This is a genomic window from Massilibacterium senegalense (assembly GCF_001375675.1).
Lineage (GTDB): Bacteria > Bacillota > Bacilli > Bacillales > Massilibacteriaceae > Massilibacterium > Massilibacterium senegalense.
Genome location: NZ_LN831786.1, coordinates 2,075,604 through 2,101,309, shown reverse-complemented (window position 1 = coordinate 2,101,309; position 25,706 = coordinate 2,075,604). Strand labels below are relative to the sequence as shown.

Below are 25,706 nucleotides of genomic sequence, written 5' to 3'. Positions count from 1 at the left end.
CATTCCCACCTTACGATTCAATCACAAATTCCTCTATTCCCTTGATTCGCACGTAATCTCCTGGATATAGTTTTTTCCCGCGACGATTTTCTAGTTCGCCATTTACATATACTTCATGTTCCGATAAAAACCACTTCACCATACCGCCAGTATCAATGACGCCGGCTAATTTTAACGCTTGTGTTAATGTAATGTATTCCGTATCAATTGTTATTTTTTCCATCGGATTCCCTACCTTCCAAACGTTTTGCTCTATGTATTATTGTACTAAACTCATTTCATCTTGGGCAATGTGTTTCTTTTACAAAAATTAATCTAGCCGTACTCATCAGTTGTACGGCTAGAAATGATGTTATTAAAATGTGCGAACTGGCAAAATCAATTGTAAAACTGCTTGATTTTCCATTGCGTGTAAAACGAATGGGCGCATTGGACCTGTGAAACGAATTTCAATTTCATCATCATCAATTGCTTTTAATGCATCCATCATATATTTTGCACTAAAGGAAATTTTTAATTCTTCTCCTTCTACTTCTTGCGCTTGAAGTCGTTCTACTACTTTTCCGATTTCCGGGGAATTGGAAGAAATCTCTAATATTTTATCTTGCGATGCGATTAATTTTATCACATTGTTTTGTCCCTCACGTGCTAGTAAAGAAGCACGGTCAACCGTTTGTAAAAAGTCTTTCGTTTTTACTTTAATCGTTGTTTGACTCTCTTGCGGAATAAGTCTCGTTGTTTCTGGATAATTTCCGTCCAATAAACGTGAGAAAAAGAGTAGATTTTTCGCTCGGAATAAAATTTGATTTTCTGTTACGACAATTTCAAGTAAATCAGTCGTATCTTCAATAATTTTATTTAATTCGTTTAAGCTTTTCCCCGGGATAACTACATTGTGAAACGTTAAGTCAGGCGACAGCGATTCAATTTGTGCCGTACGCATTGCCAAACGATGGCTATCTGTCGCGATACATGACAGCTGTCCAGCTTCTACGACCCAGTTTACACCTGTCAACACTGGTCGTGTCTCCTGGGTAGAGACAGCAAATACTGTTTGTCGAATCATTTGTTTTAATAAGTCAGATGAAATTTTAAATACATTTTCTTCTTCAATTTGTGGTAAACGCGGGTATTCTTCTGGATCGAACCCGTTTAAGTTAAATTGTGCTGAGCCAGAGCGAATGAGTGTTCCAAAATGTTCGTTTGTTTCAATTTCTACCATATCTTTCGGTAGTTTTTTAACAATTTCGGCAAAGAATTTGGCTTGCAATACGAGACTTCCTAATCTTTTTAATTCAATATGAACTTCGTCATCTTCTTCTGCTGGTATAAAACGTTCGATGGAAATATCAGAATCACTACCAGTCAATGTTACTCCTTCTTCCGTTGCAACGATTTTAATCCCAGTTAAGATTGGAATCGGTGTTTTAGAAGCAACTGCTTTTAATACATCTTGAATGGCTTCGATTAAAATATCCCGTTCGATTAAAAAATGCATGATGATCCTCCTTAAAAATGCTTTATATATATATATTAAAAAATAAAATAGTAATAGTAGGGGTTGTTAACAATGTGTATAACTCTATAAAACACAGGGAAATAAAGTCTATCCACATGTGGATAGACTGTGTATAAAATTACCGATCACAAAAGGGCAATGAGACTCTTACTTTAACATATTTAAGTTACCTAGAAACAGTAAAACGAGAGATGTGACGTCTACGTTTTTGGAATAAAGGATGGATAGATAGATTTCTTTATCGATTTTTAATTTGTTGTATCAGGTTTTCGATTTCTTCTTGGAAGGTTGGATCTTCTTTCATTAAGTTCGTGATTTTTTCGTGCGCATGAATGACCGTCGTATGATCGCGGCCACCGAATTCATCGCCAATTTTCGGTAAGGATAGGTCGGTTAATTCTCGTGATAAATACATGGCAATTTGACGCGGGAATGCAACGGATTTTGTCCGTTTTTTCGCTTGAAAGTCTTCTAGTTTCACTTGATATTGTTCTCCAACTACGCGCTGAATGTCGTGAACAGTAACTACCCTTGGCTTTTGCGAAGGGATAATATCTTTCAATGCTTCTGCAGCAAGCGATGCATTAATATCTTTTTTATTTAGCGATGAATAGGCAACAACACGAATTAGCGCTCCTTCTAATTCCCGGATGTTCGTGTCGATTTGGTTCGCAATATAAAGCATCACTTCATTTGGAATGTCCAATCCTTCTGCTTTCGCTTTTTTACGTAAAATAGCAATACGTGTTTCTAAATCTGGCGGTGTAATATCCGTGATTAATCCCCATTCAAATCGTGAACGCAAGCGATCTTCTAACGTTGGAATTTCTTTTGGTGGACGGTCGCTTGAGATGACGATTTGTTTACTTTCTTCGTGCAACGCATTAAATGTATGGAAGAATTCCTCTTGTGTTTGTTCTTTTCCAGCTAAAAATTGAATATCATCAATTAGCAAGACATCAACATTCCGGTATTTATTCCGAAATTCTACCGTTTTGTTATCACGGATAGAGTTGATGAACTCGTTTGTGAATTTTTCAGATGCCAAATAGACGACCTTTGCATTTGGCTTATGTTCGATGACATAATGGCCGATCGCATGCATTAAATGTGTTTTTCCTAATCCTACGCCCCCATAGATAAATAGGGGATTATACGCTTTTGCTGGCGCTTCTGCTACCGCAAGCGAAGCAGCGTGTGCAAAGCGGTTTCCTTGCCCGATGACAAACGTATCAAACGTATATTTTGGATTTAACATCGTTTTTGCATCTGGGCTTTCCGTTCCGTCTACATTAATCATTGGCTTTGGCGCTTCTAAATCAAATTCTTTTTCTCCATCACCAGGTGGAGCGGTGAACTTAATCTCTAATGGAGCTCCTGTTAAATCTTCGATAATCTGCGAAATAAACTCTGAATACCGTGATTCTAGCCATCCTTTTGTAAATTCATTCGGAGCAGAAACAACGATACTATCTTCTAGTAAAGCGTGAGCTGATGTTTGTTTAAACCATGTTTCAAAACTAGGTTTACTTACTTTTTCTCGAATTTCTGCGAGAACTTTTTCCCACAAATCATCGATGTTTTCAATAGTCACGGTAGTCCCTCCTTCACAACGGACATTTCATTAATCGCCATTTTACGCGCAACGTAAAGCGATTTCTTTATTCGTACAACGTTTGTATAACTCATAAATTCAACCTGTATATAAACTTATAAATATTCTTTCCACACAATATTCACACATCGTATATAATATAGTAGGAAAATGAATTGCTAACACATGAGGAGTAAGTGTGGATAAAAAAATCACAATAGATAAAAAAGTGTCCACAATTTTATCCACAGGGTGTGGATAAAATAGGATAGTGGACAACTTATGAACGAGTTAAAACACAATAATCATAACAGATAAAAGGTCGATAATCAACGATTTTTTACAAGTTATCCACAAGTACTAGCAGTTGTGGAAAGTAACTATCCACAATACTATATTTTGTGTGTAACTTGTCGATGAGTAGTAGGATAAGTCAAAAAATCAGAAAAAGAATTATCCACAGTCGAAAAAAAGAAAACTTGTTCATAAAAAATATAAGAAAAGAGTTGGCAGATTTAGGGGATGTGAAAAAAGCTTTTTCGTTTGAGAAACTAGAAAAAAAGAATTTTCCACCCCTTGATTTTGAAAAAGAATAATAGTATCAGAAATAATTGATCGCAGGTTTGCATTTGGACGAATGGATGTGTAAAAAGAGCAAATAATCTTGCTGCTGGAGCATCGAAAAGAGAAGAAAGCAAGAAAACGGTGTTGTATTTGTCCGAAGAGGAGGAGAAAATGGCTAAAAGAGGTAGAAAAAATCTTCTTTCGTAGGTTGACAAAAAAACACTCCTTTCTTTATAATATGAAAGACTGTCTAACAAGCTTATCCTCAAGTCTTAGGAGGTGTAATAATTGAAACGTACATTTCAACCAAACAAACGTAAAAGAAAAAAAGTTCATGGTTTCCGCGAGCGTATGAGCACGAAAAACGGACGTAAAGTACTTGCTCGTCGTCGTCGTAAAGGAAGAAAAGTGTTATCAGCATAATCTAGGCCACTGAGTCGTCAGTGGTCTTTTTTCTAGTAACGAAAGAATGATTTGCAAATGGAGTAGGAGATGTAAACGATGAAGAAAGAATATCGAGTGAAAAAAGAAAAAGAATTTCAAAAAATTTTACGTGCAAAACACTCCTTTGCGAATCGTCAATTTGTCGTATATGTGCTAGATAAAGAAGGGCAATCTCATTTCCGCTTAGGAGTTTCTGTAGGAAAGAAAGTGGGAAACGCTGTTACGCGAAATCGAGTGAAGCGTTACATAAGAGAAGTGTTTAAAAATATTGGGCATACATTAAAACAAGATAAAGATTATGTCGTCATTGCACGTATGCAAACGGCTTCGATGGACTATGAACAAATAGAGAAGAGTTTGAAGCATGTGCTAAAACGAGCAAAAGTTTTTACAGAAAGACCTTAAATTTTTAGAAGAAAACAAGTATACTTTTGTTATGTCGAAGTTGTTTCGGATAAAACCCACACATTGGGATTTGTTTGCGAATCATTGAGATAGATGAAGAAAACAAGTACATAACATAAGGGAGGAAGTTGTGTGAGAAAAAAAACAGCCATACTTCTTAGTTTGGTTGGCTTACTCGTATTGTTAACGGGGTGTACACAAGTAAACGAACCAATTACGCCAAATAGTGAAGGGATTTGGAATCAGTATTTCGTGTATCCGTTAAGCTGGTTAATTACAGAAGTAGCCAAATTTTTTGGTTCTAGCTATGGAGTAGCGATTATTTTAGTCACTATTTTAATTCGTCTCGTTTTATTACCTCTTATGGTGAAACAAACGAAAAGCCAAGTTGCTGTTCAAAATTTACAACCAGAAATTCAAAAGTTACGTGAAAAATATAGTTCTAAAGATCCGGAAACGCAACGGAAATTACAAGAAGAAACAATGCGTTTGTTTCAAGAAACAGGTGCTAATCCGTTTAGCGGTTGTTTACCTTTATTAGTTCAAATGCCAATTTTACTTGGATTTTACCATGCGATTATGCGGACGCAAGAAATTAAAAACCATTCGTTCTTATGGTTTGATTTAGGAAATCCAGATCCATTTTTCTTATTGCCGATTTTAGCGGCTGTTTTAACGTATTTGCAACAAAAAATTATGATTCGTGACATGGATGAAGTACCGCAACAAATCAAAATGATGACCTACATGATGCCCGTAATGATTTTAATGTTCGGGATATTTTTACCAGCAGCCCTTTCTTTATATTGGGTAATTGGAACATGCTTTACAATCGGACAAACATTATTTGTTACGGGTCCAGCGATGCGTGCAGCAAAGAAAAGACATGCAGAAGAAAAAGCGAAAAAAGAAGAACAAGAAAAACAAAATCAACAAGCACAAAAAAATAAAAAGAAAAAACGTTAAGTATAAAAAAGGTTAGCCATTTCGCTAGCCTTTTTTATTTTCTCTTTCCATACAAAAAATAAACGTTATCCACAATAACAGATGTTTTCCTAGTTAGGTGACGTTATTTCTAGGCCGAAATATGATAAAATAAACAACGTTCGAAGTCGTGTAGAGAATAGAATACCGATTATGGTTAGAATAAAGAAGAATACCGATAGAATAGGGAAATAGGAGCAGAGCTGACTACTAGATGGTAGCTTTTTGATGCTAGTCGCTCTAAACGAGCACCCTGCGCTTTTTTATCATCCAGCTCCGGGCGCTAGGAGCTCGAGTCATAAGCTGTATTGCTCCATGAGGAAAAATCGCCTCATTCCGCAATCCAGCTTATGCTAGTCGCTCTAAACGAGCACCCTGCGCTTTTTTATGTTATTATGTTATGTTGGTACTTTTACTTTAGAAGGAATAATTTATATATAGATGTTTTGGAAATTTGATGGAAAGAAGGTGAAGGTATGAAGGAATTAGATACGATTGCAGCGATTTCTACTCCGATGGGAGAAGGTGCTATTGCAATTGTTCGCGTGAGTGGTACAGAGGCTGTTGCTGCGGTGGATGCAATTTATAAAGGGAAAGAAAAGTTAAGAAATGTGCCGACGCATACGATTCATTATGGGCATTTAGTGAATCCGGAGACGAAGGAAACGGTCGAAGAAGTGATGGTTTCTGTCATGCGGGCGCCTAGAACGTTTACGCGGGAAGATATTGTCGAGATTAACTGTCATGGCGGGATTGTTTCGGTAAATCGCGTGTTAGAGCTAGTGTTAGAACAAAAGGATGTTCGTTTGGCGGAACCAGGGGAGTTTACGAAACGGGCCTTTTTAAATGGACGAATCGATTTGTCGCAAGCGGAAGCGGTAATGGATTTAATTCGGGCGAAAACGGACCGAGCGATGAATGTAGCATTAACGCAAATGGAAGGGAAACTTTCGCGATTAATTCAGTCGTTGCGTCAAGAATTAATTGAAACGATTGCGAGCGTGGAAGTGAATATTGATTATCCGGAATACGATGCGGAAGAAATGACGAATCAACTCATTTTAGAAAAAGCATCGCTTGTGATGGGACAATTAGATGCGTTGTTGCAAACGGCGAAGCAAGGGAAGATTTTACGAGAAGGGCTGAAAACGGCCATTATCGGTCGACCAAATGTCGGTAAATCTTCGCTGTTAAATAATTTTGTGCATGAAAACAAAGCGATTGTAACAGATATTCCTGGAACGACGCGTGATGTGATTGAAGAATATGTAAATGTACGGGGTGTGCCGTTGCAATTAATTGATACAGCAGGCATTCGGGAAACGGAAGATGTCGTTGAAAAAATCGGAGTAGAGCGCTCGAAACAAAAAGTAAAAGAAGCAGATTTAGTGCTGTTTGTTGTCAATTACAATGAACCGTTAACGGAGGAAGATAAATCACTCTTTGAAACGATTGAAGATCGCGAAACGATTGTCGTAGTGAACAAAACAGATTTAGAACAAAAAATCTCGTTAGAAGCATTGCGGGCATTGGTTGGAAATCGAACGATTATTACGACTTCGATGGTAACAGAGCAAGGGATGGATGAGTTAGAACAAGCAATTCGCACGTTGTTTTTTAAAGGAGAAGTGGAAGCAGGCGATTTAACGTACGTATCGAATGCGCGCCATGTCGCCTTGTTAAAGCAAGCGAAAGCAGCATTACAAGAAGCGATGAACGCCAGTGAAGCGGGAATGCCAATTGATTTAGTTCAAATTGATATTACGCGTACGTGGCAGTTGCTTGGAGAAATTATTGGGGATGCAGTAAGCGAAGATTTAATTAATCAACTTTTTTCACAATTTTGTTTAGGAAAATAAAAGGAGGTATGATACATGGGATATATGGCAGGTCGTTATGATGTCATTGTCGTTGGAGCAGGGCATGCGGGCATTGAAGCTGCGCTTGCTGCTGCACGTATGGGATGTAACACATTAGTGCTTACGATTAACGTAGATATGGTCGGTTTTATGCCGTGTAACCCGTCGATTGGTGGTCCAGCAAAAGGGGTTGTTGTTCGTGAGTTGGATGCACTAGGCGGAGAAATGGGAAAAAACATTGATAAAACAAATATTCAAATGCGAATGTTAAATACAGGAAAAGGTCCGGCAGTACGCGCATTGCGGGCGCAAGCGGACAAAGTAATGTATCAACAAGAAATGAAACGGACGATTGAACGAACAGAAAATGTAACGTTGCACCAAGCAATGGTAGAAGAAGTAGTTGTAGAAGACGGGGTATGTCGCGGTGTTATTACACAAACAGGTGCACATTACGAAGCATCGGCTGTCATTATTACGACTGGAACCTACTTGCGCGGGCGGATTATTATCGGTGATTTGGCATATTCTAGCGGACCAAATAACCAACAACCAGCGATGAAATTATCGGATAGCTTGAAAAAATTAGGGTTTGACATGATGCGGTTAAAAACAGGTACGCCGATGCGGGTAAATAGCTGTACAATCGATTATAGTAAAACGGAAATTCAACCGGGAGATGAAGAACCACGGGCATTTTCGTATGAAACGACAGAATTTAATATGGACCAAGTGCCTTGCTGGTTAACATATACGAGCCCGCGTACGCATGAAATTATTGAAGCAAACTTAAGTCGTTCGCCGATGTATTCCGGGATGATCGAAGGAATCGGTACGCGTTATTGTCCATCTATTGAAGATAAAATTGTTCGTTTTAACGATAAACCAAGACATCAAATCTTTTTAGAACCAGAAGGACGTCATACAGAAGAAGTATACGTACAAGGATTATCGACATCGTTGCCAGAAGATGTACAAGTAGAAATGGTGAAATCTGTACCAGGTCTTGAAAATGCTACGTTCATGCGCAGCGGTTATGCGATTGAATACGATGCGATTATGCCAACGCAACTTTGGCCAACACTCGAAACAAAATTAGTGGAAAACTTGTATACAGCAGGTCAAATTAATGGGACGAGTGGATACGAAGAAGCAGCTTGTCAAGGGTTAATGGCAGGTATTAATGCCGCATTAAAATTTCAAGGAAAAGAACCGCTTATTTTAAGTCGTTCCGAAGCGTATATCGGGGTGTTAATCGATGATTTAGTCACAAAAGGGGTGCGTGATCCGTATCGTTTACTTACATCACGTGCGGAATACCGCTTGTTATTACGTCACGATAATGCGGATTTACGTTTAACGGATTACGGGTATAAAGTTGGATTAATTAGTGAAGAACGTTATCAAACATTTACAGAAAAACGAGAGATGATTGAACGGGAAAAAGAACGATTACAATCGATTATTTTAAAACCAACAGAGCAATTACAATCATTGCTTCGTTCAATTGGTTCTAGTGAATTAAAAGATGGTATTCATGCTAGTGATTTATTAAAACGTCCAGAGGTGCATTATAAACATATTGCATCGATTATCCCTCCAGAAGAAGAAGTGACAGAGGACGTTGCCGAACAAATTGAAATTCAAATTAAATACCATGGATATATTCAAAAACAATTGCAACAAGTAGACAAAATGAAACGGTTAGAAAATAAACGAATCCCAGTCGATATTGATTACTTTGCGATATCGGGGCTTGCGATGGAAGCTCGTCAAAAATTAGATGAAGTACGTCCATTATCGGTTGCACAAGCTTCACGTGTATCAGGGGTAAACCCAGCGGATATTTCTATTTTGCTCGTTTATTTAGAACAAGGTCACATCTCACGTGTGTCTCAATAAATAAATCTTCCAGCAATGGGGGGCCTTATTGCCCGTTAAAGAGCGGGAAAGGGAGGAAAACATGAACAAAGAAACTTTTCAACAAATGTTAGCGGAGAAAGGCATCGACCTTTCTTCGCAACAATTACAACAATTTGACCGTTACTTTCATTTATTAGTAGAATGGAATGAAAGAATGAATTTAACAGCGATTACAGAAGAAGAGGAAGTGTACTTAAAACATTTCTATGATTCTGTTACCGCTGCTTTTTATATCGATTTCACGAAACCATTGACGGTGTGTGATGTCGGTGCAGGGGCTGGTTTTCCAAGCTTGCCGTTAAAAATTTGTTTTCCAAACATGCATGTGACAATCGTAGATTCTTTGCAAAAGCGAATTACGTTTTTACAACATGTAGTCGATGAATTACAATTAGAAAACGTATCATTATACCATGACCGAGCAGAAACATTTGCAAAACGAAAGGACAAGCGGGAATCATTTGATCTGGTGACAGCAAGAGCTGTTGCGAGAATGTCCGTATTAAGTGAGTTTTGTTTGCCGCTTGTAAAAATAAATGGGTGTTTTGTGGCGATGAAAGGTGCACAATTAGAATCAGAGTTAGAAGAAGGAAAAAAGGCAATCGCTATGCTTGGCGGTGAGCTCATAGCAAATCATTCTTTTACTTTACCATTCGAAGAGAGTGAACGAAATATTACCGTTATTCAAAAAGTAAAGCCTACGCCGAAAAAATATCCGCGAAAGCCAGGAACGCCAAATAAACAACCGTTAGGTACATAATGTTTCACGTGAAACATAATAGAGGATTTAGTAAAGGTGGTGTCTATTATGAATCCATTGTCGCGTTTTTTTAATTTTATGGATAAAAAAGATGACGCAGAGGAGAAAGAGATCCAGGAAGAGCAAGTCGAACATGTTCCACATGAAAACGAAGTAGACGAGCTTCAACAAGATGGATCAAATGATAGTCGTCAAGACGAGGTGCAAGAAATTCCTGTTGGTCACATTGTGCCCAATCGTTTTCAGCCACGTACTATTTTTATAGAAGACAAAATTGATGAGTTGGCGCAAACCATTGAAGAACATGGTATTATTCAACCTATTGTTGTTCGAAAAGTGGCAGATCAGTTTGAAATCATTGCAGGGGAACGACGTTTTCGTGCGGTTTCTAAATTAGGATGGGAAACGATTCCTGCAATTGTAAAAGACATGGATGATAATCAAACGGCATCTGTTGCATTAATCGAAAACTTGCAGCGGGAAGAATTAACTGCTATTGAAGAAGCGGCAGCATATGCGAAATTAATAGAGTTGCAAAATCTAACACAAGAAGCGCTGGCAAAACGATTAGGAAAAACACAATCAACCGTCGCAAATAAACTACGGTTGTTAAGGTTGCCAGAGGAAATTCAGCAATCTTTAATGAAACGAGAAGTATCAGAACGGCACGCCCGAGCGTTGCTTGTCTTAAAGGATGAAGCGTTACAACTTCAAGTGTGGCAAGAAATTTTACAAAAAGGATATAACGTGAAGCAAACGGAAGAACGGATTAAACAAATACAAGCACCACCGAAAAAAGAGAAAAAACCGATGCGTAAATCGGTTAGCCGTGACGTCCGTTTAGCACGCAATACAATTCGTGAATCAATTCAAATGGTCTCTCAAGCAGGAATGAACATCCAATCAGAAGAAGAAGATCATGATGATTATTACGAAATAAAAATTATTATTCAAAAGAAAAAATAGTCTAAAGCCCATCGAAGAAGTGAAAAAGATGGGCTTTTTTTTTTCACTTCATGGTACAATGGATTAAAAAGACAATAAAGCATATCGGAGAAACAACGGAAATACTCTAGATGCTTCATTGATTTTTGACAGGTGGTGACGATGTGACAAAAATTTTAGCAATTGCCAATCAAAAAGGTGGCGTAGGAAAAACGACAACGTCGGTAAACTTGAGTGCTTGTTTAGCGTATTTAGGAAAAAAAGTGCTTCTTGTCGATACGGATCCACAAGGGAATGCAACGAGTGGAGTAGGAATCGAAAAAGGAGAAGTAGAAGCATGTATTTATAACGTATTAGTCGAAGATGCAGAACTAGAAAAAGTAATTTTACATACAGCAATGGATGGATTAGATGTAGTGCCAGCAACGATTCAACTAGCAGGAGCAGAAATTGAGCTCGTACCGACGATTTCAAGGGAAGTACGATTAAAACGCGCAATCGAAAAAGTAGAAACAAACTATGATTATATTATTATTGATTGCCCCCCTTCTCTTGGACTATTAACAATTAATGCGTTAACAGCTGCTGATGCAGTGATTATTCCGGTTCAATGTGAATATTATGCATTGGAAGGATTAAGTCAATTACTCAACACCATTCGCCTTGTGCAAAAACATTTAAATGATAATCTTTCAATCGAAGGCGTATTGTTAACAATGCTTGATGCGCGGACAAATTTAGGTATTCAAGTAATTGATGAAGTGAAAAAATATTTCCAAGACAAAGTGTATCAAACGATTATTCCTCGAAATGTTCGCTTAAGTGAAGCCCCTAGTCACGGGGAACCAATTGTTCTGTACGATGCACGCTCTCGCGGAGCGCAAGTGTATTTAGAATTTGCAAAGGAAGTGATGGGTGTTGGTGAAGAGGTTAGGTAGGGGAATGGAAGCGATTTTTCAAGATAATCTAGATAAATCGGAAGACGTAATAGTACAAAATGTAAAATTATCGACGTTACGTCCGAATCCGTATCAACCACGTCAAACATTTGAAGAGGAAGCATTGTTAGAACTCGTTCAATCGATTCAACAACATGGCATTATTCAACCTTTAATCGTTCGACAAAGCATTCGAGGATATGAAATTGTTGCCGGAGAACGACGCTTTCGTGCAGCAAAACAAGCTGGATTAAAAGAAGTGCCAGTCGTAGTAAAGCCATTATCCGATGAGGAAATGATGGAATTTGCATTAATTGAAAATTTACAGCGGGAAGATTTAAATCCTATCGAAGAAGCACAAGCGTATGAACAATTAATGCAGCGGCTAAAATTAACGCAAGAAGAATTAGCACAAAGGGTCGGTAAAAGCAGACCATATGTGGCAAACTATCTTCGTATTTTACATTTACCTGCTATCGTCCTTGATATGATGGCGCAAGGATCGTTATCAATGGGGCATGGTCGGGCGTTATTAGGATTAAAAACGAAAAAACAAATGGAACAACTAGCGGATGAAACGATAGAGAAACAGTGGAGTGTTCGTCAATTAGAGCAAGCGGTCCAACAAATGGTGAACAATGTTTCACGTGAAACAAAAAAACAAGAAGTGAAACCATCTGTCTTCGTAAAAGAACAAGAACATTATTTGCGAGAACAATTTGGCACTGCTGTCCGTATTAAAAAAGGGAAGAAAAAAGGAAAAATTGAAATCGATTTTATGTCGGAAGAAGACTTAGAACGGATTTTACAATTGCTTCGCCAAGAGTAGAAGCAGAGGGAGTGCGGATGTGGTTTTACTAGGAACAATTATGAACGCCATAGCCATCGTGATTGGTTCTTCACTTGGCTTAGTCTTAACAAAAATTAAAGAACGATATAAATCTTCTCTCATGCAAGTAATTGCTTTGTCTGTTAGTATTTTAGGAATTCAAATGGGCTTAAAAAGTGAACAGTTTTTAATGGTAATTGGAAGTTTAGTAATTGGGACGTATCTCGGAGAACGCTTCGATTTAGACGCTAAGTTTAATTACTTAGGAAAATATGTCGAAAAGAAAGTAGGAGCAAAAGAAGAAGGTGCGATTGCCCGGGGATTCGTTGCAGCAACACTTTTATATTGTGTTGGGGCAATGGCCATTTTAGGCTCCCTTGATAGCGGTCTCCGCGGTAATCATGATTTACTGTTTACGAAATCATTGTTAGATGGATTTACAAGTATTTTATTAACATCCACATTAGGAATAGGGGTCATGTTAGCTGCGATTCCTGTCTTCCTTTACCAAGGTATTATTACATTACTGGCAATATACATTGAAAAACTTGTCCCACCAGAAGCGATGGAGATGTATATTATAGAAATGACATCTGTTGGTGGGATTATGATTTTAGCCATTGGATTAAATATGCTAGGGTTAACGAAAATACGGGTAGCAAATTTGTTGCCAGCCATTCTTGTATTAGCATGTATGGTCCCAATTATTCTTTATTTATAGCGACCGAAATTTATCGAAAAAGGTAAACTTCGGTTGCTTTTTTTCTGCCTTTTGTGCGAAAAAGGTAGCCTTTTTTTGTTCATAAAGCATAGAAGCAGAACGAATCGAAGTTGCAATGCCGTTTGCCATACAAAGTACGTGATGAAGCCTTGTACTTTGTAAAACGAAAAAGTCCATCATACCTTTCATATTGACGATTCCAGCAATGTGACAATCTCCTACAGGTGATAACTCTTTTTGAAAAGCAGACCCGGGTGAAATTGGTCCTTGTTTATATAAAATCGTTCCTATTTGTTGCCGTACACCCAAACACGCATCGATGGCGATAATGTACGGAGATGTATGCATTTTTTGAATTCTTTGCATCGTTTGCTCAAGATTTTTCGCATGAACAGGGTGTGCGGTCGTCCCGTATATGTGAAAGTCGGAAAAATGATAACGACTTAATTGATTGCCCACCAATGGACCGAGTGCATCGCCAGTTGAACGATCCGTCCCAATACAAACAAACACAATCGGACGATGGATTGGAAAATGATCCACTATTTTTTGCGCTAATAATTTTCGAGAACGATAGGGAAAGGAAAAATTATCGTCCATTTGTATCGATACCGATTCATTCATAGAGTGACCTCCTTCTGAATAGTAGTAACAGTATACGGAAAAAAAGTTTTCTTTATACCTTCCAAGAGGAACTAAGCCATCCGAAAAAACAAGGAAGGCAAGTTCTTCTAGGAGTGGCATAAGTGCAACTAACTTTTGCAAGACCGGCAAAAGCAGTTTTCTTTATACCTTCCAAGAGGAACTAAGCCATCCGAAAAAACAAGGAAGGAAATTTCTTCTAGGAGTGGCGTAGAAGAAATTGGTTTTCTGTAAGGAAGGAAAGTGGTTGTGGATACATTTGAGAGGGAGGATAGGCGATTGTGGATCCGGATTTTTCAAATGACGGGGTTATTGATTAGTGCCATGATTGGGGCTGGATTTGCTTCTGGTCGTGAAATATGGCAGTTTTTTCAGGCGGATGAAGGACTAGCTTTGTTTTGTTTTCCATTTGTTTTTTTCGTTTGTTGCTATAAAGTGTTGTCGTTAAGTTTCACGTGGAACACGGAGCATTATAAACAATTTTTAACTCGTTTACTTGGCGAGAAGATGGCGCATGTATATGATGTTTTTTTGTTTTTTTATTTAATTGTGACGACGATTGTGATGTTGGCAGCTGGTGGGGCGACGGGAGAAATTGTTGGGTTAGCTTCGCTGTTCAGTGTGTTGTTTATTAGTTTTATGGTGTATGTGATGTTTTTATATCATCTAAAAGGAGTGATGGCATTAAATACGTTTATTATGCCATTTTTAATTGTCGGGTTGTTGTTTTTGTTAGGACGAGCATTTTTACAACTTCCTGCACATGCGTTATCGTTTTCATTTTCTAGCAGTATGATTCCATCTGTTTTGTTTACTTCGTTTAATTTATTGCCGCTTGTTGCGGTAATGAGTACGGTAGGGTATCAGTTGAAAAGTCGAAAAGAAGCGGGATTTATAGCTTTTTTTAGTACGATTATCTTGTTCTTTTTTATTTTTTTATATGACCGAACACTCAAATTTTCTTCTGCAGATGTCGAACAATACGATATACCGTTATCTATTTTTTTAGAATCATCTTTAGATGTTTGGGTGATGATTTTATTACTTTGGTTGGCGATTATTACGACGATTGCGATGAATGTGTTAGGAATTACCGCGCGGGTGAAAAAACATATCCAGATGCGTGAATCTTCCTTCGTTTTTATGATATGTTTATGGATGATTCCCTTTACCTTTATTGGGTTTAAAACGTTAGTGCAATTTTTATATCCATTATACGGGGTACTAAATTTGTATTTATTTTTTAAAGTGATTACGAAACGTGAAGGAGTGACATAAGTTGGGCTGGTTTTCTAGTATATATGAGCAAGCGATGATGTATGTAACAGATGCAGATTTGTGGTTAAAGTTCGGAAAAAAAACGTTAAAAATTATACTCATTATTATTGTGTCGCAAATCGTTGTGAAAGTAATTAAAACGGCAATTGCGAACGTCTTTAATTTACGCATTAAATCGCCATTACGTTATTCGGAAAAGCGTGAAGAAACATTGTCGCGCCTTATACAAAATGTGGTGACGTATGTCATTTATTTTATTGCGTTAATTATGATTTTAGAAGAAATGAGCGTGCCGGTAAAATCGCTACTTGCTGGGGCTGGGATTGTCGGTTTAGCGGTTGGTTTTGGAGCGCAGAGTTTGGTAAAAGACATTATTACAGGATTTTTTATTGTATTTGAAGATCAATTTGCGGTAGGAGATTATGTCCAAATTGGACAATTTGAGGGGACAGTAGAAGAAATTGGACTTCGGACAACAAAAATAAAAAATTGGACGGGAGAAGTACATATTTTACCAAATAGTAGTATTATTGAAGTGACGAACTTTTCCCTTTATAACAGCATCGCGGTAGTGGATGTTAGCATCGCCTATGAAGAAGATATTGATAGGGCGGAACAGATGATTCAAGAATATTTAAAAACGATTGAAAATAAATATGATGAAATTGTGTCACCACCAGAAGTATTAGGCGTTCAAATGCTTGGTAGTAGCGATGTGATGATTCGTATTGTCGCGGAAACATTGCCGATGAATCATATTAAAATTGCGCGCGTGCTTCGGAAAGAAGTGAAACAATATTTAGATGAACATGGTATCGAAATTCCTTATCCTCGCATGGTATTATTAAACCAAGCAGAAGAAAAAATGGAAGAAGTAAGACACAAGGAGGAAGGATAGTCGTGACGGATAAAGAATTTGGGCTAAACGATATTGTGGAAATGAAAAAGCCACATCCGTGCGGGTCGAAACAATTTAAAGTGATTCGTGTTGGGGCGGATATTCGGATTAAATGTGTCGGTTGTGATCATAGTATTATGATGCCGAGGCGCGACTTTGTTCGTAAATTAAAAAAGGTAGTAGAAAAAGCTTCTGAGTAACGCGAGGGTTGTTCTTGTATGCCCTCGCGTTCTTTTATATAATTTATACTTAGGACGAATTGTCAGGCAGTGAAGATAGGAGTGGGAAAAATGGCGTTAACAACGGGAATCGTAGGGTTACCGAATGTAGGAAAATCAACTTTATTTAATGCAATTACACAAGCAGGTGCGGAAAGTGCAAACTATCCATTCTGTACAATTGACCCGAATGTAGGGATTGTAGAAGTACCAGATGAGCGTTTGAATAAATTAACAGAAATTGTCCAACCGAAAAAAGTAGTACCGACAACATTTGAATTTACGGATATTGCAGGAATTGTAAAAGGTGCGAGCAAAGGGGAAGGACTAGGAAATAAATTTTTATCGCATATTCGTCAAGTAGATGCGATTAGCCATGTGGTGCGTTGTTTTGAAGATGAAAATATTACGCACGTAGCAGGTTCTGTAGACCCAATTGCAGATATTGAAACAATCAATTTAGAATTAATTTTAGCGGACTTAGAAACAATCGAGAAACGAATTACCAAAGTAGAAAAAATGGCAAAACAAAAAGATAAAGATGCAGTGGTGGAATTTAGCGCACTTTCTAAATTAAAAGAAGCATTTGAAGCAGAAAAATCAGCACGTTCTGTCGCATTAACAGAAGAAGAAGAGAAAGTTGTAAAAGGATTTCAACTATTAACGTCGAAACCTGTATTATATGTGGCGAATGTTGGAGAAGATGACTTACTAGATCCTGACCAAAACCCATACGTACAAAAAGTAAAAGAGTATGCGGCTAATGAAGGAGCAGAAGTGATTGTGGTGTGTGCGAGAATTGAGGAAGAGATTTCTGACCTTGATGGAGAGGAAAAACAAGCCTTTTTAGAAGAACTAGGCATTGAAGAATCAGGCTTGGATCAATTAATTAAAGCAGCGTACCATCTGTTAGGATTAGGAACCTATTTTACAGCAGGGGTACAAGAAGTTCGTGCTTGGACATTTACAAAAGGCATGAAAGCACCACAAGCAGCTGGAATTATTCATACAGACTTTGAGCGCGGCTTTATTCGTGCGGAAGTAGTGTCATATGAAGATTTAATGGAAGCAGGTAGTGAAGCTGCTGCAAAAGAAAAAGGAAAATTACGTCTTGAAGGAAAAGAGTATGTTGTGCAAGACGGAGATGTAATGCATTTTAGATTTAATGTATAAAATTTAGTTGTGTTTATGTCAGTAGTTTGATATAATTTTTTACCGTGAGTAATTGTATAATTGCTCCTTGCTCCATAGTGGAGCCGCTTAGTCCAAAAGGAGGTGAATGAAGGATGCGCAAATACGAAATTATGTATATCATCCGTCCAAACATGGAAGAAGAAGCACAAAAAGCTTTAATCGAACGTTTCAACAACGTTTTAACTGAGCAAGGTGCTGAAATTACGAAATTTACTGAAATGGGTAAACGTCGTTTAGCTTATGAAATTAACGATTTCCGTGAAGGATATTACGTATTAATTAACCTTGTTGCTCAACCAGCAGCAGTTCAAGAATTCGATCGTCTTGCAAAAATCAGTGACGATATCATTCGTTTCATGACAATTAAAGACGAAAAATAAGAATCGTTTAGAAAGGGAGCGTTCCGATGATCAATCGAGTAGTACTTGTTGGACGTTTAACAAAAGACCCAGATTTTCGTTTTACTGCTAGTGGGATTGCTGTCGCTCGTTTTACATGTGCGGTGAATCGAACTTTTTCGAATGCACAAGGTGAACGAGAAGCAGATTTCATTAACATTGTTGTTTGGAGACGCCAGGCTGAAAATGTTGCAAACTATTGTAAAAAAGGCAATTTAGTTGGCATCGATGGTCGCATTCAAACTAGTTCATATGAAAATCAAGAAGGGCGTCGCGTGTACGTCACAGAAGTTGTTGCCGATAGCGTTCAGTTTTTAGAACCAAGATCACAACAAGCTGGAATGGGTGCGGGAAGTTACGGTGGGCAACCACAAGCACAACCGCAAAATTATGGTGGTCAACAGCCAAACAATAATCCATTTGCAGCTGGTGGCGGACAAAACCCACCAAGAGAAAATACTCGATTAGGTGGCGAAGACCCTTTCTTAAATGATGGACAACCAATCGATATTTCTGATGATGATTTACCTTTCTAAGGTAACCGGATAGATTGAAAAATATAGAAGAGAAGGAGGGGTTATGATGGCTCGTCGTGGTCGCGGTGGTAAACGTCGTAAAGTGTGTTTCTTTACTGCAAACAAAATCACTTACATCGATTATAAAGATCTTGATCTTTTAAAACGTTTCATCTCTGAACGTGGGAAAATTCTTCCTCGTCGTGTAACTGGAACGTCTGCAAAATACCAACGTCAATTAACTCGTGCAATTAAACGTGCACGTCAAATGGCGTTACTTCCATACGTAAGTGGAGAATAATAGAACGGATAAAAAGCACAGCTTAAGCTGTGCTTTTTGTTTTTCATTTATTCCATCAAAATGTGACGTACGACTGCTTTTTTCCTCACTTCATCACAGACCTTACCGAAACAATCAAACTTGGAATAACGAGTAAAAGAACGATGCCTAAAATGATAATGAGCATCGCATAATCGAGCCATGCTTTTGGCAGAAGGACAGCAAATATTATAATTAAACTTCCCCCGAATACAAATAAGCTAGCCGTCCATTTTTCTAGTTTCTTTGTCATTGCTTCATCGGGAATGTCGATTTGAAATCCCGGGATGTTTGGTGTTTTAGGGGCGATGAATCCAAGAAAAATAAAAAACAACCCAAGTAAAACAAAAAATGCTCGATTTGTTATTGGTATACCAATCGCATTTAATCCAATGATGACATCAACAGCAATGATAAAAAGAATGATACCATTCCATAAAATAGAAATATATTTTTTGTTTTTCGTTGAAATGGAACGTAAAAAGGTTTCTGATAACAAATAAAGAAAGGTAATGACTACGATACTAATTAGTAAATGTAAATATTTTGGCAATTCCGTTGTTGGATTTCCCTGGAAATCGTGCTGGGTAACGACGAAGTCTGGTAAAAAAGAATACGAGACGAGCGAGCCGATAGTAAAAAGAATTAACAGGATCAAACCAAATTTATTTTTCATTTTTTCACCTATCTTTGCAAGATAATAAAACTTTTTTATTGTTTGATCAGTCTTTACATAAGAAGAAACCTTTTTTGATAGTCTAGCTCCGATGGGCTAACGACTTCCGCTATAAATCAAAATGCTCCAGAGGCAAAGACCACCTCTTTCGCCCTTCGCCTTATAGCTCCGTCGTTAAGCGAGCCCATCTCTGCTTTTTGTATAATCTAGCTCTGGGAGGCTAGCGACTGCCGTAATAGTCACTCGATTCCAGAGGAAAAGAGGCGCCTCTTCCATCGAGCGTCTTATTACTCTGTCGCTAAACGAGCCTCCCTGCACTTTTTAGATAATCTAGCTCCGGGCGCTAGGGGCTCGAGTCATAAGCTGTATAGCTCCATGAGGAAAGACCGCCTCATTCCGCAATCCATCTTATGCTTGTCACCCCTGAACGAGCGCCCTGCGCTTTTTAGATAATCTAGCTCCGGGCGCTAGGGGCTCGAGTCATAAGCTGTATAGCTCCATGAGGAAAGACCGCCTCATTCCGCAATCCATCTTATGCTTGTCACCCCTGAACGAGCGCCCTGCACTTTTTAGATAATCTAGCTCTGGGCGCTAGGGGCTCGAGTCATAAGCTGTATAGCTCCATGAGGAAAGACCGCCTCATTCCGCAATCCATCTTATGCTTGTCACCCCTGAACGAGCGCCCTGCACTTTTTAGATAATCTAGCTCCGGGCGCTAGGGCTCGAGTCATAAGCTGTATAGCTCCATGAGGAAAGACCGCCTCATTCCGCAATCCATCTTATGCTTGTCACCCCTGAACGAGCGCCCTGCACTTTTTAGATAATCTAGCTCCGGGCGCTAGGGCTCGAGTCATAAGCTGTATAGCTCCATGAGGAAAGACCGCCTCATTCCGCAATCCATCTTATGCTTGTCACCCCTGAACGAGCGCCCTGCACTTTTTAGATAATCTAGCTCCGGGCGCTAGGGCTCGAGTCATAAGCTGTATAGCTCCATGAGGAAAGACCGCCTCATTCCGCAATCCATCTTATGCTTGTCACCCCTGAACGAGCGCCCTGCACTTTTTAGATAATCTAGCTCCGGGCGCTAGGGCTCGAGTCATAAGCTGTATAGCTCCATGAGGAAAGACCGCCTCATTCCGCAATCCATCTTATGCTTGTCACCCCTGAACAAGCGTCCTGCGCTTTTTGATTATACCAAAAATGGTATAAAATGAGTAGTCATCTCTTCCTATTCGTTTCATTGAATTGTGGCTGTATCTTTCGTAAAATAAGAAGATACAATGTTTTTTATTGATACCTGGGGGTGATCCATTGAGAAATGATACGAAGCAATTAACCGAAGGAGCTATTCTTGCTGCTCTTTATGCTGTATTATTTGCGATTTCTACATATGTGCCTGTTTTATATATACTAGTCATTTGGTTCTTACCGTTACCTTTCATTATGTATACGTGGAAGTACGGGAGAAAAGCGGGCGTGTTATTTTTTGTATTAGCGATGATCTTATCTTTTTTTGTGAATCCTGGTTTATTTAATATTCCGTTTGGATTTGTTTTTGGCCTAATTGGATTAGTTGTAGGGGAGTTATCACGGAAAGAAGCGAAGGTATCGGAGCAAATTTTAAAATCTACGATTGTTAGTACGCTTGCGTTAACACTTTTTGTTGGGATTGCACGTTTTGTTTTTGAGTTGAATATATTTAAGCAATTGGGCGATGAGTATCGCACGATGACAGAACAATTAATCAACGTGATGAAACAGACTGGGCAAGATGTGACAGCATTTGAACTGATGATGGACCAATATATTAACATGTTGTTTATGTTAGCGCCGATGATGTTAATTAGTCTCGGGGCAACGTTCTCTATCTTATCTATCGTCTTAGCAAAACCTATTTTAAAACGGCTTGGTTTTGATGTACCAAAAGCAGAACCATTACGACTTTTTTCGTTGCCACGTTTTTTTGCGATTTATTATGCCATTATTCTCTTTTTGATGTTATTTACAAAGCCAGAGTCTTCGTTATATGTATTTGTGTTGAATGTCTACTATCTGTTTATGATTTTGATGGTCATTCAAGGGGTTGCTGCGTTGATGGCATTTATGTATAAAAAAGGGTTGTCTACAGCAGCACAACGTTTCATTGTCGTTTTGTTATTTTTATTAATTTTTCCAATCGAATTTGTGCATATTTTAGGTATAATTGATTTAGCATTCGACTTAAGGAAACGAATAAATCGGAAAGATTAAATGGGAGCTGAGCATCTTTATGCCGGATTATAAAATGAAAAATGGGTATATCCTTTTGTTAACTGCTATTTATGCGTTAACGGGACTATTGTTTTTCGAAAATCAAATGATTGGGGTCGTTTGTTTATTCGTTAGTGTTGTGCTCACGGCGCTTACTGTTCGTTTCCAAGTAAAAACGGAACAAGAATGGAAAGAGTATGTGTTAGGAATTACGAAGCGCTTTAAACACGTGAGTGAAGAAGCGGTAAAGGAAATGCCTATTGGAGTATTATTTTTTAATGATGAGCATCATATCGAATGGGTGAACCCACATTTCGAATCGATTGTCGGATTTGATGCGGTGATGGGACAGTCTCTCAATCAATTATCGGAACAATTAATTCCTGCTATAAAAAAAGCACATTCAGAAGAAATTATTACCCTTAATCAACGAAAATGGCGCGTGTTCATTCGTCCAGAAGAAAAAATCTTATACTTTTTTGATGTAACCGAACAAGTGAAAACACAAGAACTTTATTCGCAAGATAGAACTGCCTTAGCTTTTATTTTAATTGATAACTACGATGAAATTACCCAAGGGATGAGTGATCAAACGAAAAGTCTTATCATGGGGAAAGTAACGGCTGTGTTAAATCGTTGGGCAAACGAATACGGCATGTTTTTTAAAAAGATTTCTTCAGATAAATTCGTGGCCGTTATGAATCAAAAAATTGTCGATCAACTAGAAAAAAATAAATTTTCAGTGCTAGATGCGGTTCGCGATGTGAATCATAAACAAAATATTCCGCTTACGTTAAGTATCGGTGTTGGTGCTGGAGAAGCGACGTTACAAGAACTCGGCCATTTAGCGCAATCTAGTTTAGATTTAGCGCTCGGACGTGGCGGGGACCAAGTAGCGTTAAAATTTAGTAACGGGAAAGTAAAGTTTTATGGTGGAAAAACAAACCCAATCGAAAAACGAACGAGAGTACGGGCACGCGTTATTTCGCACGCGTTACGTGAACTCGTGTTAGAAAGTGATAAAGTGATTATCATGGGACATTGTCATCCGGATATGGATGCGATTGGTGCTGCGATTGGGATTTTAAAAGTAGCGGAGGCTAATGAAAAGGAAAGTTATATCGTATTAGATCCAGACGATATTCACGTTGGGGTGTACCGATTAATTGATGAAGTGAAAAAAGATGAAGTTCTTTATTCGCATTTCATTTATCCGAAGCAAGCACTCGAAGAATGTACACCGAATACGTTAGTCGTGGTCGTCGATACGCATAAGCCATCGCTCGTCATTGAGCCTGGATTGTTAAATAAAACGGACCGTGTTGTAGTGATTGACCATCATCGTCGCGGGGAAGAGTTTATTGAAGACCCTGTGTTAGTGTACATGGAGCCATATGCTTCTTCTACGGCGGAACTAGTGACGGAGTTGTTAGAATATCAACCTAAAAAGTCCAAAATGAGTATGTTAGAAGCGAGCGCTTTGTTAGCGGGGATTATTGTTGATACGAAAAGCTTTACGTTACGAACAGGTTCCCGTACGTTTGATGCGGCGTCTTATTTACGTGCAAACGGAGCGGATACGGTGTTAGTGCAACAATTTTTAAAAGAAGATTTAACTCAATATGTCGGACGTGCGAGATTGCTAGAACAGACGACTATTTTAGGTGACGGCATTGCGATTGCGAAAGGAACGATGCAGGATGTGTATGACCAAGTATTGATTGCTCAAGCAGCAGATACGCTCCTTACGATGAATGATGTCATGGCATCTTTCGTTATTGCGAAACGAAATGATGGTAAAATAGGGGTAAGCGCACGATCACTTGGCGATGTGAACGTACAAGTGATTATGGAAAAATTAAATGGCGGGGGCCATTTAACCAATGCAGCAACGCAACTAGAAAACATCACAATCGATGAAACGGAAACATTATTAAAAGAAAAAATTATTGAATACCTTGAAGGAGGAGATTCGGAATGAAAGTAATTTTTCTAAAAGACGTAAAAGGAAAAGGGAAAAAAGGTGAAGTGAAAGAAGTTGCGACAGGGTATGCGCAAAACTATTTAATTAAAAATGGCTTAGCAGAAGAAGCAACAGCTGCCAATATTAGTACGTTAAAAGCAAAACAAAAAAAGGAAGAAAAAGTTGCTGAGCAAGAATTAGAAGATGCAAAGAAACTAAAAGAAACGTTAGAAACATTAACGGTTGAAATTTATACAAAAGCTGGGGAAGGTGGTCGTTTATTCGGTTCGATTACGAATAAACAAATTGCCGATGAACTGAAAAAGAAAGGCTTTAAAATCGATAAACGTAAAATTGAATTAGGCGAACCAATTCGCGCCTTAGGTGTCACAAACGTGCCAGTAAAACTTCATCATGAAGTAACGGCAACGGTAAAAGTGCACGTAAAAGAAAAAAATTAATCGAAAGCCCAGGAAGGAAAGGAGGAAAAAAGCATGAGTGATTTATTCGCCGATCGCATCCCTCCCCACGATATTGAAGCCGAACAGGCGGTAATCGGTGCCGTTTTCCTCGAACCGGACGCTTTTTCAAAAGTGGGGGAAATTTTATTACCAGAAGATTTTTATCGTGCCGACCATCAACGTATTTTTCGTGCGATGATCGATGCGTACAATCAAAATAAACCGACCGATGTCGTCATTGTAACGAGTGAATTGAAATCCAAAAATCTACTAGAAGAAGTAGGTGGGCTTACTTATTTACGAGAATTGACGCAATCGGTGCCGACCGCAGCAAACATCGAATATTATGCGCATATTGTGCATGAAAAAGCGACGTTGCGGCGATTAATTCGTGCTGCAACGGATATCGCAACCGAAGGGTATACGAGCGATGAAGATCTCGAAACAATTTTAGACGGTGCGGAGCGGACTATTTTAGAAGTGTCGCGTAGACAAGGTGGCGGAGAATTCCAAGACATTACCGACGTGTTGGTAAAAACGTATGAACAAATTGAATTTCTCTATAACCGAAAAGAAGAGTTAACGGGTGTTCCAACTGGCTTTGTTGATTTAGATAAAATGACCGCGGGATTTCAGCGCAGTGATTTAATTATTGTGGCTGCCCGCCCATCTGTAGGGAAAACTGCGTTTGCGTTAAATATTGCGCAAAACGTAGCGACTAAAACAGATGAAAATGTCGCTATTTTTAGTTTGGAAATGGGTGCGCAACAGCTCGTGATGCGGATGCTTTGCGCGGAAGGAAACATTGAAGCATCAAACCTTCGAACCGGACGATTACGCCCTGATGAATGGTCAAAGTTAACGATGGCAATCGGGACGTTATCGAATACCGGTATTTACATTGATGATACGCCAGGAATTCGGGTAAATGAAATTCGGGCGAAATGTCGTCGCTTAAAACAAGAACACGGACTTGGAATGATTGTGATTGACTATTTACAATTAATCCAAGGCAGTGGACGAGCAGGTGAAAACCGCCAACAAGAAGTTTCAGAGATTTCTCGTTCGTTAAAAGGACTTGCACGGGAACTAGAAGTACCCGTTATTGCTTTATCTCAGTTATCTCGTAGTGTAGAAGCAAGACAAGATAAACGACCGATGATGAGTGATATTCGGGAATCAGGAAGTATTGAGCAAGATGCTGATATCGTGTCGTTTTTATATCGGGATGACTATTACAATAAAGATGATGAAACAGATTCTAATAATAGTGTCATCGAAATCATCCTAGCAAAACAACGGAATGGCCCAGTAGGAACGGTAAAACTCGCATTCTTAAAAGATTTTAATAAATTCGTAGATTTAGATGAAACGAGTGAACAAAATATTCCACCTGGTATGTAAATGCA

At 38.6% G+C, this 25,706-nt stretch carries 26 protein-coding genes; 21 read left to right on the top strand and 5 right to left on the bottom strand.

Annotation, left to right across the window (positions count from 1 at the left end; genetic code table 11):
* Positions 1-10: 10 nt before the first annotated feature.
* The 3 genes from yaaA to dnaA form a co-directional block, all read right to left on the bottom strand.
* The gene (gene yaaA / locus BN1372_RS13885; RefSeq protein ID WP_062200914.1) at positions 11-223 is read right to left on the bottom strand and encodes a S4 domain-containing protein YaaA; all 213 of its coding nucleotides are present in this window, start codon (positions 221-223) and stop codon (positions 11-13) included.
* A 132-nt stretch (positions 224-355) separates the two neighbouring features.
* A complete protein-coding gene (gene dnaN, locus BN1372_RS13880) occupies positions 356-1,498 on the bottom strand; it encodes a DNA polymerase III subunit beta (RefSeq protein WP_062200913.1) in 1,143 nt (380 codons plus the stop codon).
* 259 nt (positions 1,499-1,757) lie between these two features.
* Positions 1,758-3,107: a chromosomal replication initiator protein DnaA gene (gene dnaA, locus BN1372_RS13875; RefSeq protein WP_062201399.1), complete on the bottom strand. Its 1,350-nt coding sequence runs from the start codon at positions 3,105-3,107 to the stop codon at positions 1,758-1,760.
* An 858-nt stretch (positions 3,108-3,965) separates the two neighbouring features.
* On the opposite strand from dnaA, the gene rpmH reads away from it, so the two are divergent.
* The 10 genes from rpmH (at position 3,966) to BN1372_RS13820 (ending at position 13,485) form a co-directional block, all read left to right on the top strand.
* On the top strand, positions 3,966-4,100 hold the full coding sequence (gene rpmH / locus BN1372_RS13865) for a 50S ribosomal protein L34 (RefSeq protein ID WP_062200909.1): 135 nt from the start codon (positions 3,966-3,968) through the stop codon (positions 4,098-4,100).
* A gap of 78 nt (positions 4,101-4,178) precedes the next feature.
* A complete protein-coding gene (gene rnpA / locus BN1372_RS13860) occupies positions 4,179-4,526 on the top strand; it encodes a ribonuclease P protein component (RefSeq protein WP_062200907.1) in 348 nt (115 codons plus the stop codon).
* A gap of 132 nt (positions 4,527-4,658) precedes the next feature.
* Positions 4,659-5,492, top strand: a complete 834-nt coding sequence (gene spoIIIJ / locus BN1372_RS13855) for a YidC family membrane integrase SpoIIIJ (RefSeq protein ID WP_062200906.1) — start codon at positions 4,659-4,661, stop codon at positions 5,490-5,492.
* Between the two features lie 494 nt (positions 5,493-5,986).
* The gene (gene mnmE, locus BN1372_RS15405) at positions 5,987-7,369 is read left to right on the top strand and encodes a tRNA uridine-5-carboxymethylaminomethyl(34) synthesis GTPase MnmE (RefSeq protein WP_062200904.1); all 1,383 of its coding nucleotides are present in this window, start codon (positions 5,987-5,989) and stop codon (positions 7,367-7,369) included.
* Between the two features lie 15 nt (positions 7,370-7,384).
* Positions 7,385-9,271 carry a tRNA uridine-5-carboxymethylaminomethyl(34) synthesis enzyme MnmG gene (mnmG, locus tag BN1372_RS15400; protein ID WP_062200902.1) on the top strand — a complete coding sequence of 629 codons (1,887 nt, stop codon included), beginning with the start codon at positions 7,385-7,387 and terminating at the stop codon, positions 9,269-9,271.
* A 61-nt stretch (positions 9,272-9,332) separates the two neighbouring features.
* Complete coding sequence (rsmG, locus tag BN1372_RS13840) at positions 9,333-10,052, top strand: 16S rRNA (guanine(527)-N(7))-methyltransferase RsmG (RefSeq protein WP_062200900.1); 720 nt, start codon at positions 9,333-9,335, stop codon at positions 10,050-10,052.
* A gap of 45 nt (positions 10,053-10,097) precedes the next feature.
* Positions 10,098-11,018 carry a nucleoid occlusion protein gene (gene noc / locus BN1372_RS13835; protein ID WP_062201396.1) on the top strand — a complete coding sequence of 307 codons (921 nt, stop codon included), beginning with the start codon at positions 10,098-10,100 and terminating at the stop codon, positions 11,016-11,018.
* A 143-nt stretch (positions 11,019-11,161) separates the two neighbouring features.
* Positions 11,162-11,935, top strand: a complete 774-nt coding sequence (locus BN1372_RS13830; protein WP_062200899.1) for a ParA family protein — start codon at positions 11,162-11,164, stop codon at positions 11,933-11,935.
* A complete protein-coding gene (locus BN1372_RS13825) occupies positions 11,916-12,764 on the top strand; it encodes a ParB/RepB/Spo0J family partition protein (RefSeq protein ID WP_062200897.1) in 849 nt (282 codons plus the stop codon). The genes BN1372_RS13830 and BN1372_RS13825 overlap by 20 nt, the downstream gene beginning before the upstream one ends.
* Before the next feature lie 19 nt (positions 12,765-12,783).
* Positions 12,784-13,485, top strand: coding sequence for a DUF554 domain-containing protein (locus tag BN1372_RS13820; RefSeq protein WP_062200895.1), 702 nt, complete (start codon positions 12,784-12,786; stop codon positions 13,483-13,485).
* Here BN1372_RS13820 and yyaC read toward each other — a convergent pair.
* Positions 13,480-14,109, bottom strand: a complete 630-nt coding sequence (gene yyaC, locus BN1372_RS13815) for a spore protease YyaC (protein WP_062200894.1) — start codon at positions 14,107-14,109, stop codon at positions 13,480-13,482. The two genes, BN1372_RS13820 and yyaC, sit on opposite strands and share 6 nt — an antisense overlap.
* Before the next feature lie 297 nt (positions 14,110-14,406).
* On the opposite strand from yyaC, the gene BN1372_RS13810 reads away from it, so the two are divergent.
* The 7 genes from BN1372_RS13810 to rpsR all read left to right on the top strand — a co-directional run bounded on the left by BN1372_RS13810 (position 14,407) and on the right by rpsR (position 18,929).
* Positions 14,407-15,405 carry a hypothetical protein gene (locus BN1372_RS13810; RefSeq protein ID WP_062200892.1) on the top strand — a complete coding sequence of 333 codons (999 nt, stop codon included), beginning with the start codon at positions 14,407-14,409 and terminating at the stop codon, positions 15,403-15,405.
* Between the two features lie 34 nt (positions 15,406-15,439).
* Complete coding sequence (locus BN1372_RS13805) at positions 15,440-16,303, top strand: mechanosensitive ion channel family protein (protein WP_062201393.1); 864 nt, start codon at positions 15,440-15,442, stop codon at positions 16,301-16,303.
* Positions 16,304-16,305: 2 nt separating this feature from the next.
* Complete coding sequence (locus tag BN1372_RS13800; RefSeq protein ID WP_062200891.1) at positions 16,306-16,503, top strand: DUF951 domain-containing protein; 198 nt, start codon at positions 16,306-16,308, stop codon at positions 16,501-16,503.
* Positions 16,504-16,593: 90 nt separating this feature from the next.
* Entirely contained in the window at positions 16,594-17,694 is a 1,101-nt protein-coding gene (gene ychF / locus BN1372_RS13795) for a redox-regulated ATPase YchF (RefSeq protein WP_062200889.1), read from the top strand.
* 113 nt (positions 17,695-17,807) lie between these two features.
* Positions 17,808-18,095 carry a 30S ribosomal protein S6 gene (gene rpsF / locus BN1372_RS13790; RefSeq protein WP_062200888.1) on the top strand — a complete coding sequence of 96 codons (288 nt, stop codon included), beginning with the start codon at positions 17,808-17,810 and terminating at the stop codon, positions 18,093-18,095.
* Positions 18,096-18,121: 26 nt separating this feature from the next.
* On the top strand, positions 18,122-18,649 hold the full coding sequence (gene ssb, locus BN1372_RS13785) for a single-stranded DNA-binding protein (protein ID WP_062200886.1): 528 nt from the start codon (positions 18,122-18,124) through the stop codon (positions 18,647-18,649).
* A 46-nt stretch (positions 18,650-18,695) separates the two neighbouring features.
* On the top strand, positions 18,696-18,929 hold the full coding sequence (gene rpsR / locus BN1372_RS13780; RefSeq protein ID WP_062200884.1) for a 30S ribosomal protein S18: 234 nt from the start codon (positions 18,696-18,698) through the stop codon (positions 18,927-18,929).
* Positions 18,930-19,014: 85 nt separating this feature from the next.
* On the opposite strand, the gene BN1372_RS13775 is transcribed toward rpsR, so the two are convergent.
* Entirely contained in the window at positions 19,015-19,623 is a 609-nt protein-coding gene (locus tag BN1372_RS13775) for a hypothetical protein (protein WP_062200882.1), read from the bottom strand.
* 1,311 nt (positions 19,624-20,934) lie between these two features.
* On the opposite strand from BN1372_RS13775, the gene BN1372_RS13770 reads away from it, so the two are divergent.
* The 4 genes from BN1372_RS13770 to dnaB are packed head-to-tail and all read left to right on the top strand — an operon-like array spanning position 20,935 to position 25,701.
* A complete protein-coding gene (locus tag BN1372_RS13770; RefSeq protein WP_062200881.1) occupies positions 20,935-21,873 on the top strand; it encodes a YybS family protein in 939 nt (312 codons plus the stop codon).
* Positions 21,874-21,892: 19 nt separating this feature from the next.
* Positions 21,893-23,854 carry a DHH family phosphoesterase gene (locus BN1372_RS13765; RefSeq protein WP_062200879.1) on the top strand — a complete coding sequence of 654 codons (1,962 nt, stop codon included), beginning with the start codon at positions 21,893-21,895 and terminating at the stop codon, positions 23,852-23,854.
* Positions 23,851-24,297 carry a 50S ribosomal protein L9 gene (gene rplI / locus BN1372_RS13760; protein WP_062200877.1) on the top strand — a complete coding sequence of 149 codons (447 nt, stop codon included), beginning with the start codon at positions 23,851-23,853 and terminating at the stop codon, positions 24,295-24,297. The genes BN1372_RS13765 and rplI overlap by 4 nt, the downstream gene beginning before the upstream one ends.
* Before the next feature lie 33 nt (positions 24,298-24,330).
* The gene (gene dnaB, locus BN1372_RS13755; protein WP_062200876.1) at positions 24,331-25,701 is read left to right on the top strand and encodes a replicative DNA helicase; all 1,371 of its coding nucleotides are present in this window, start codon (positions 24,331-24,333) and stop codon (positions 25,699-25,701) included.
* Positions 25,702-25,706: the final 5 nt, after the last annotated feature.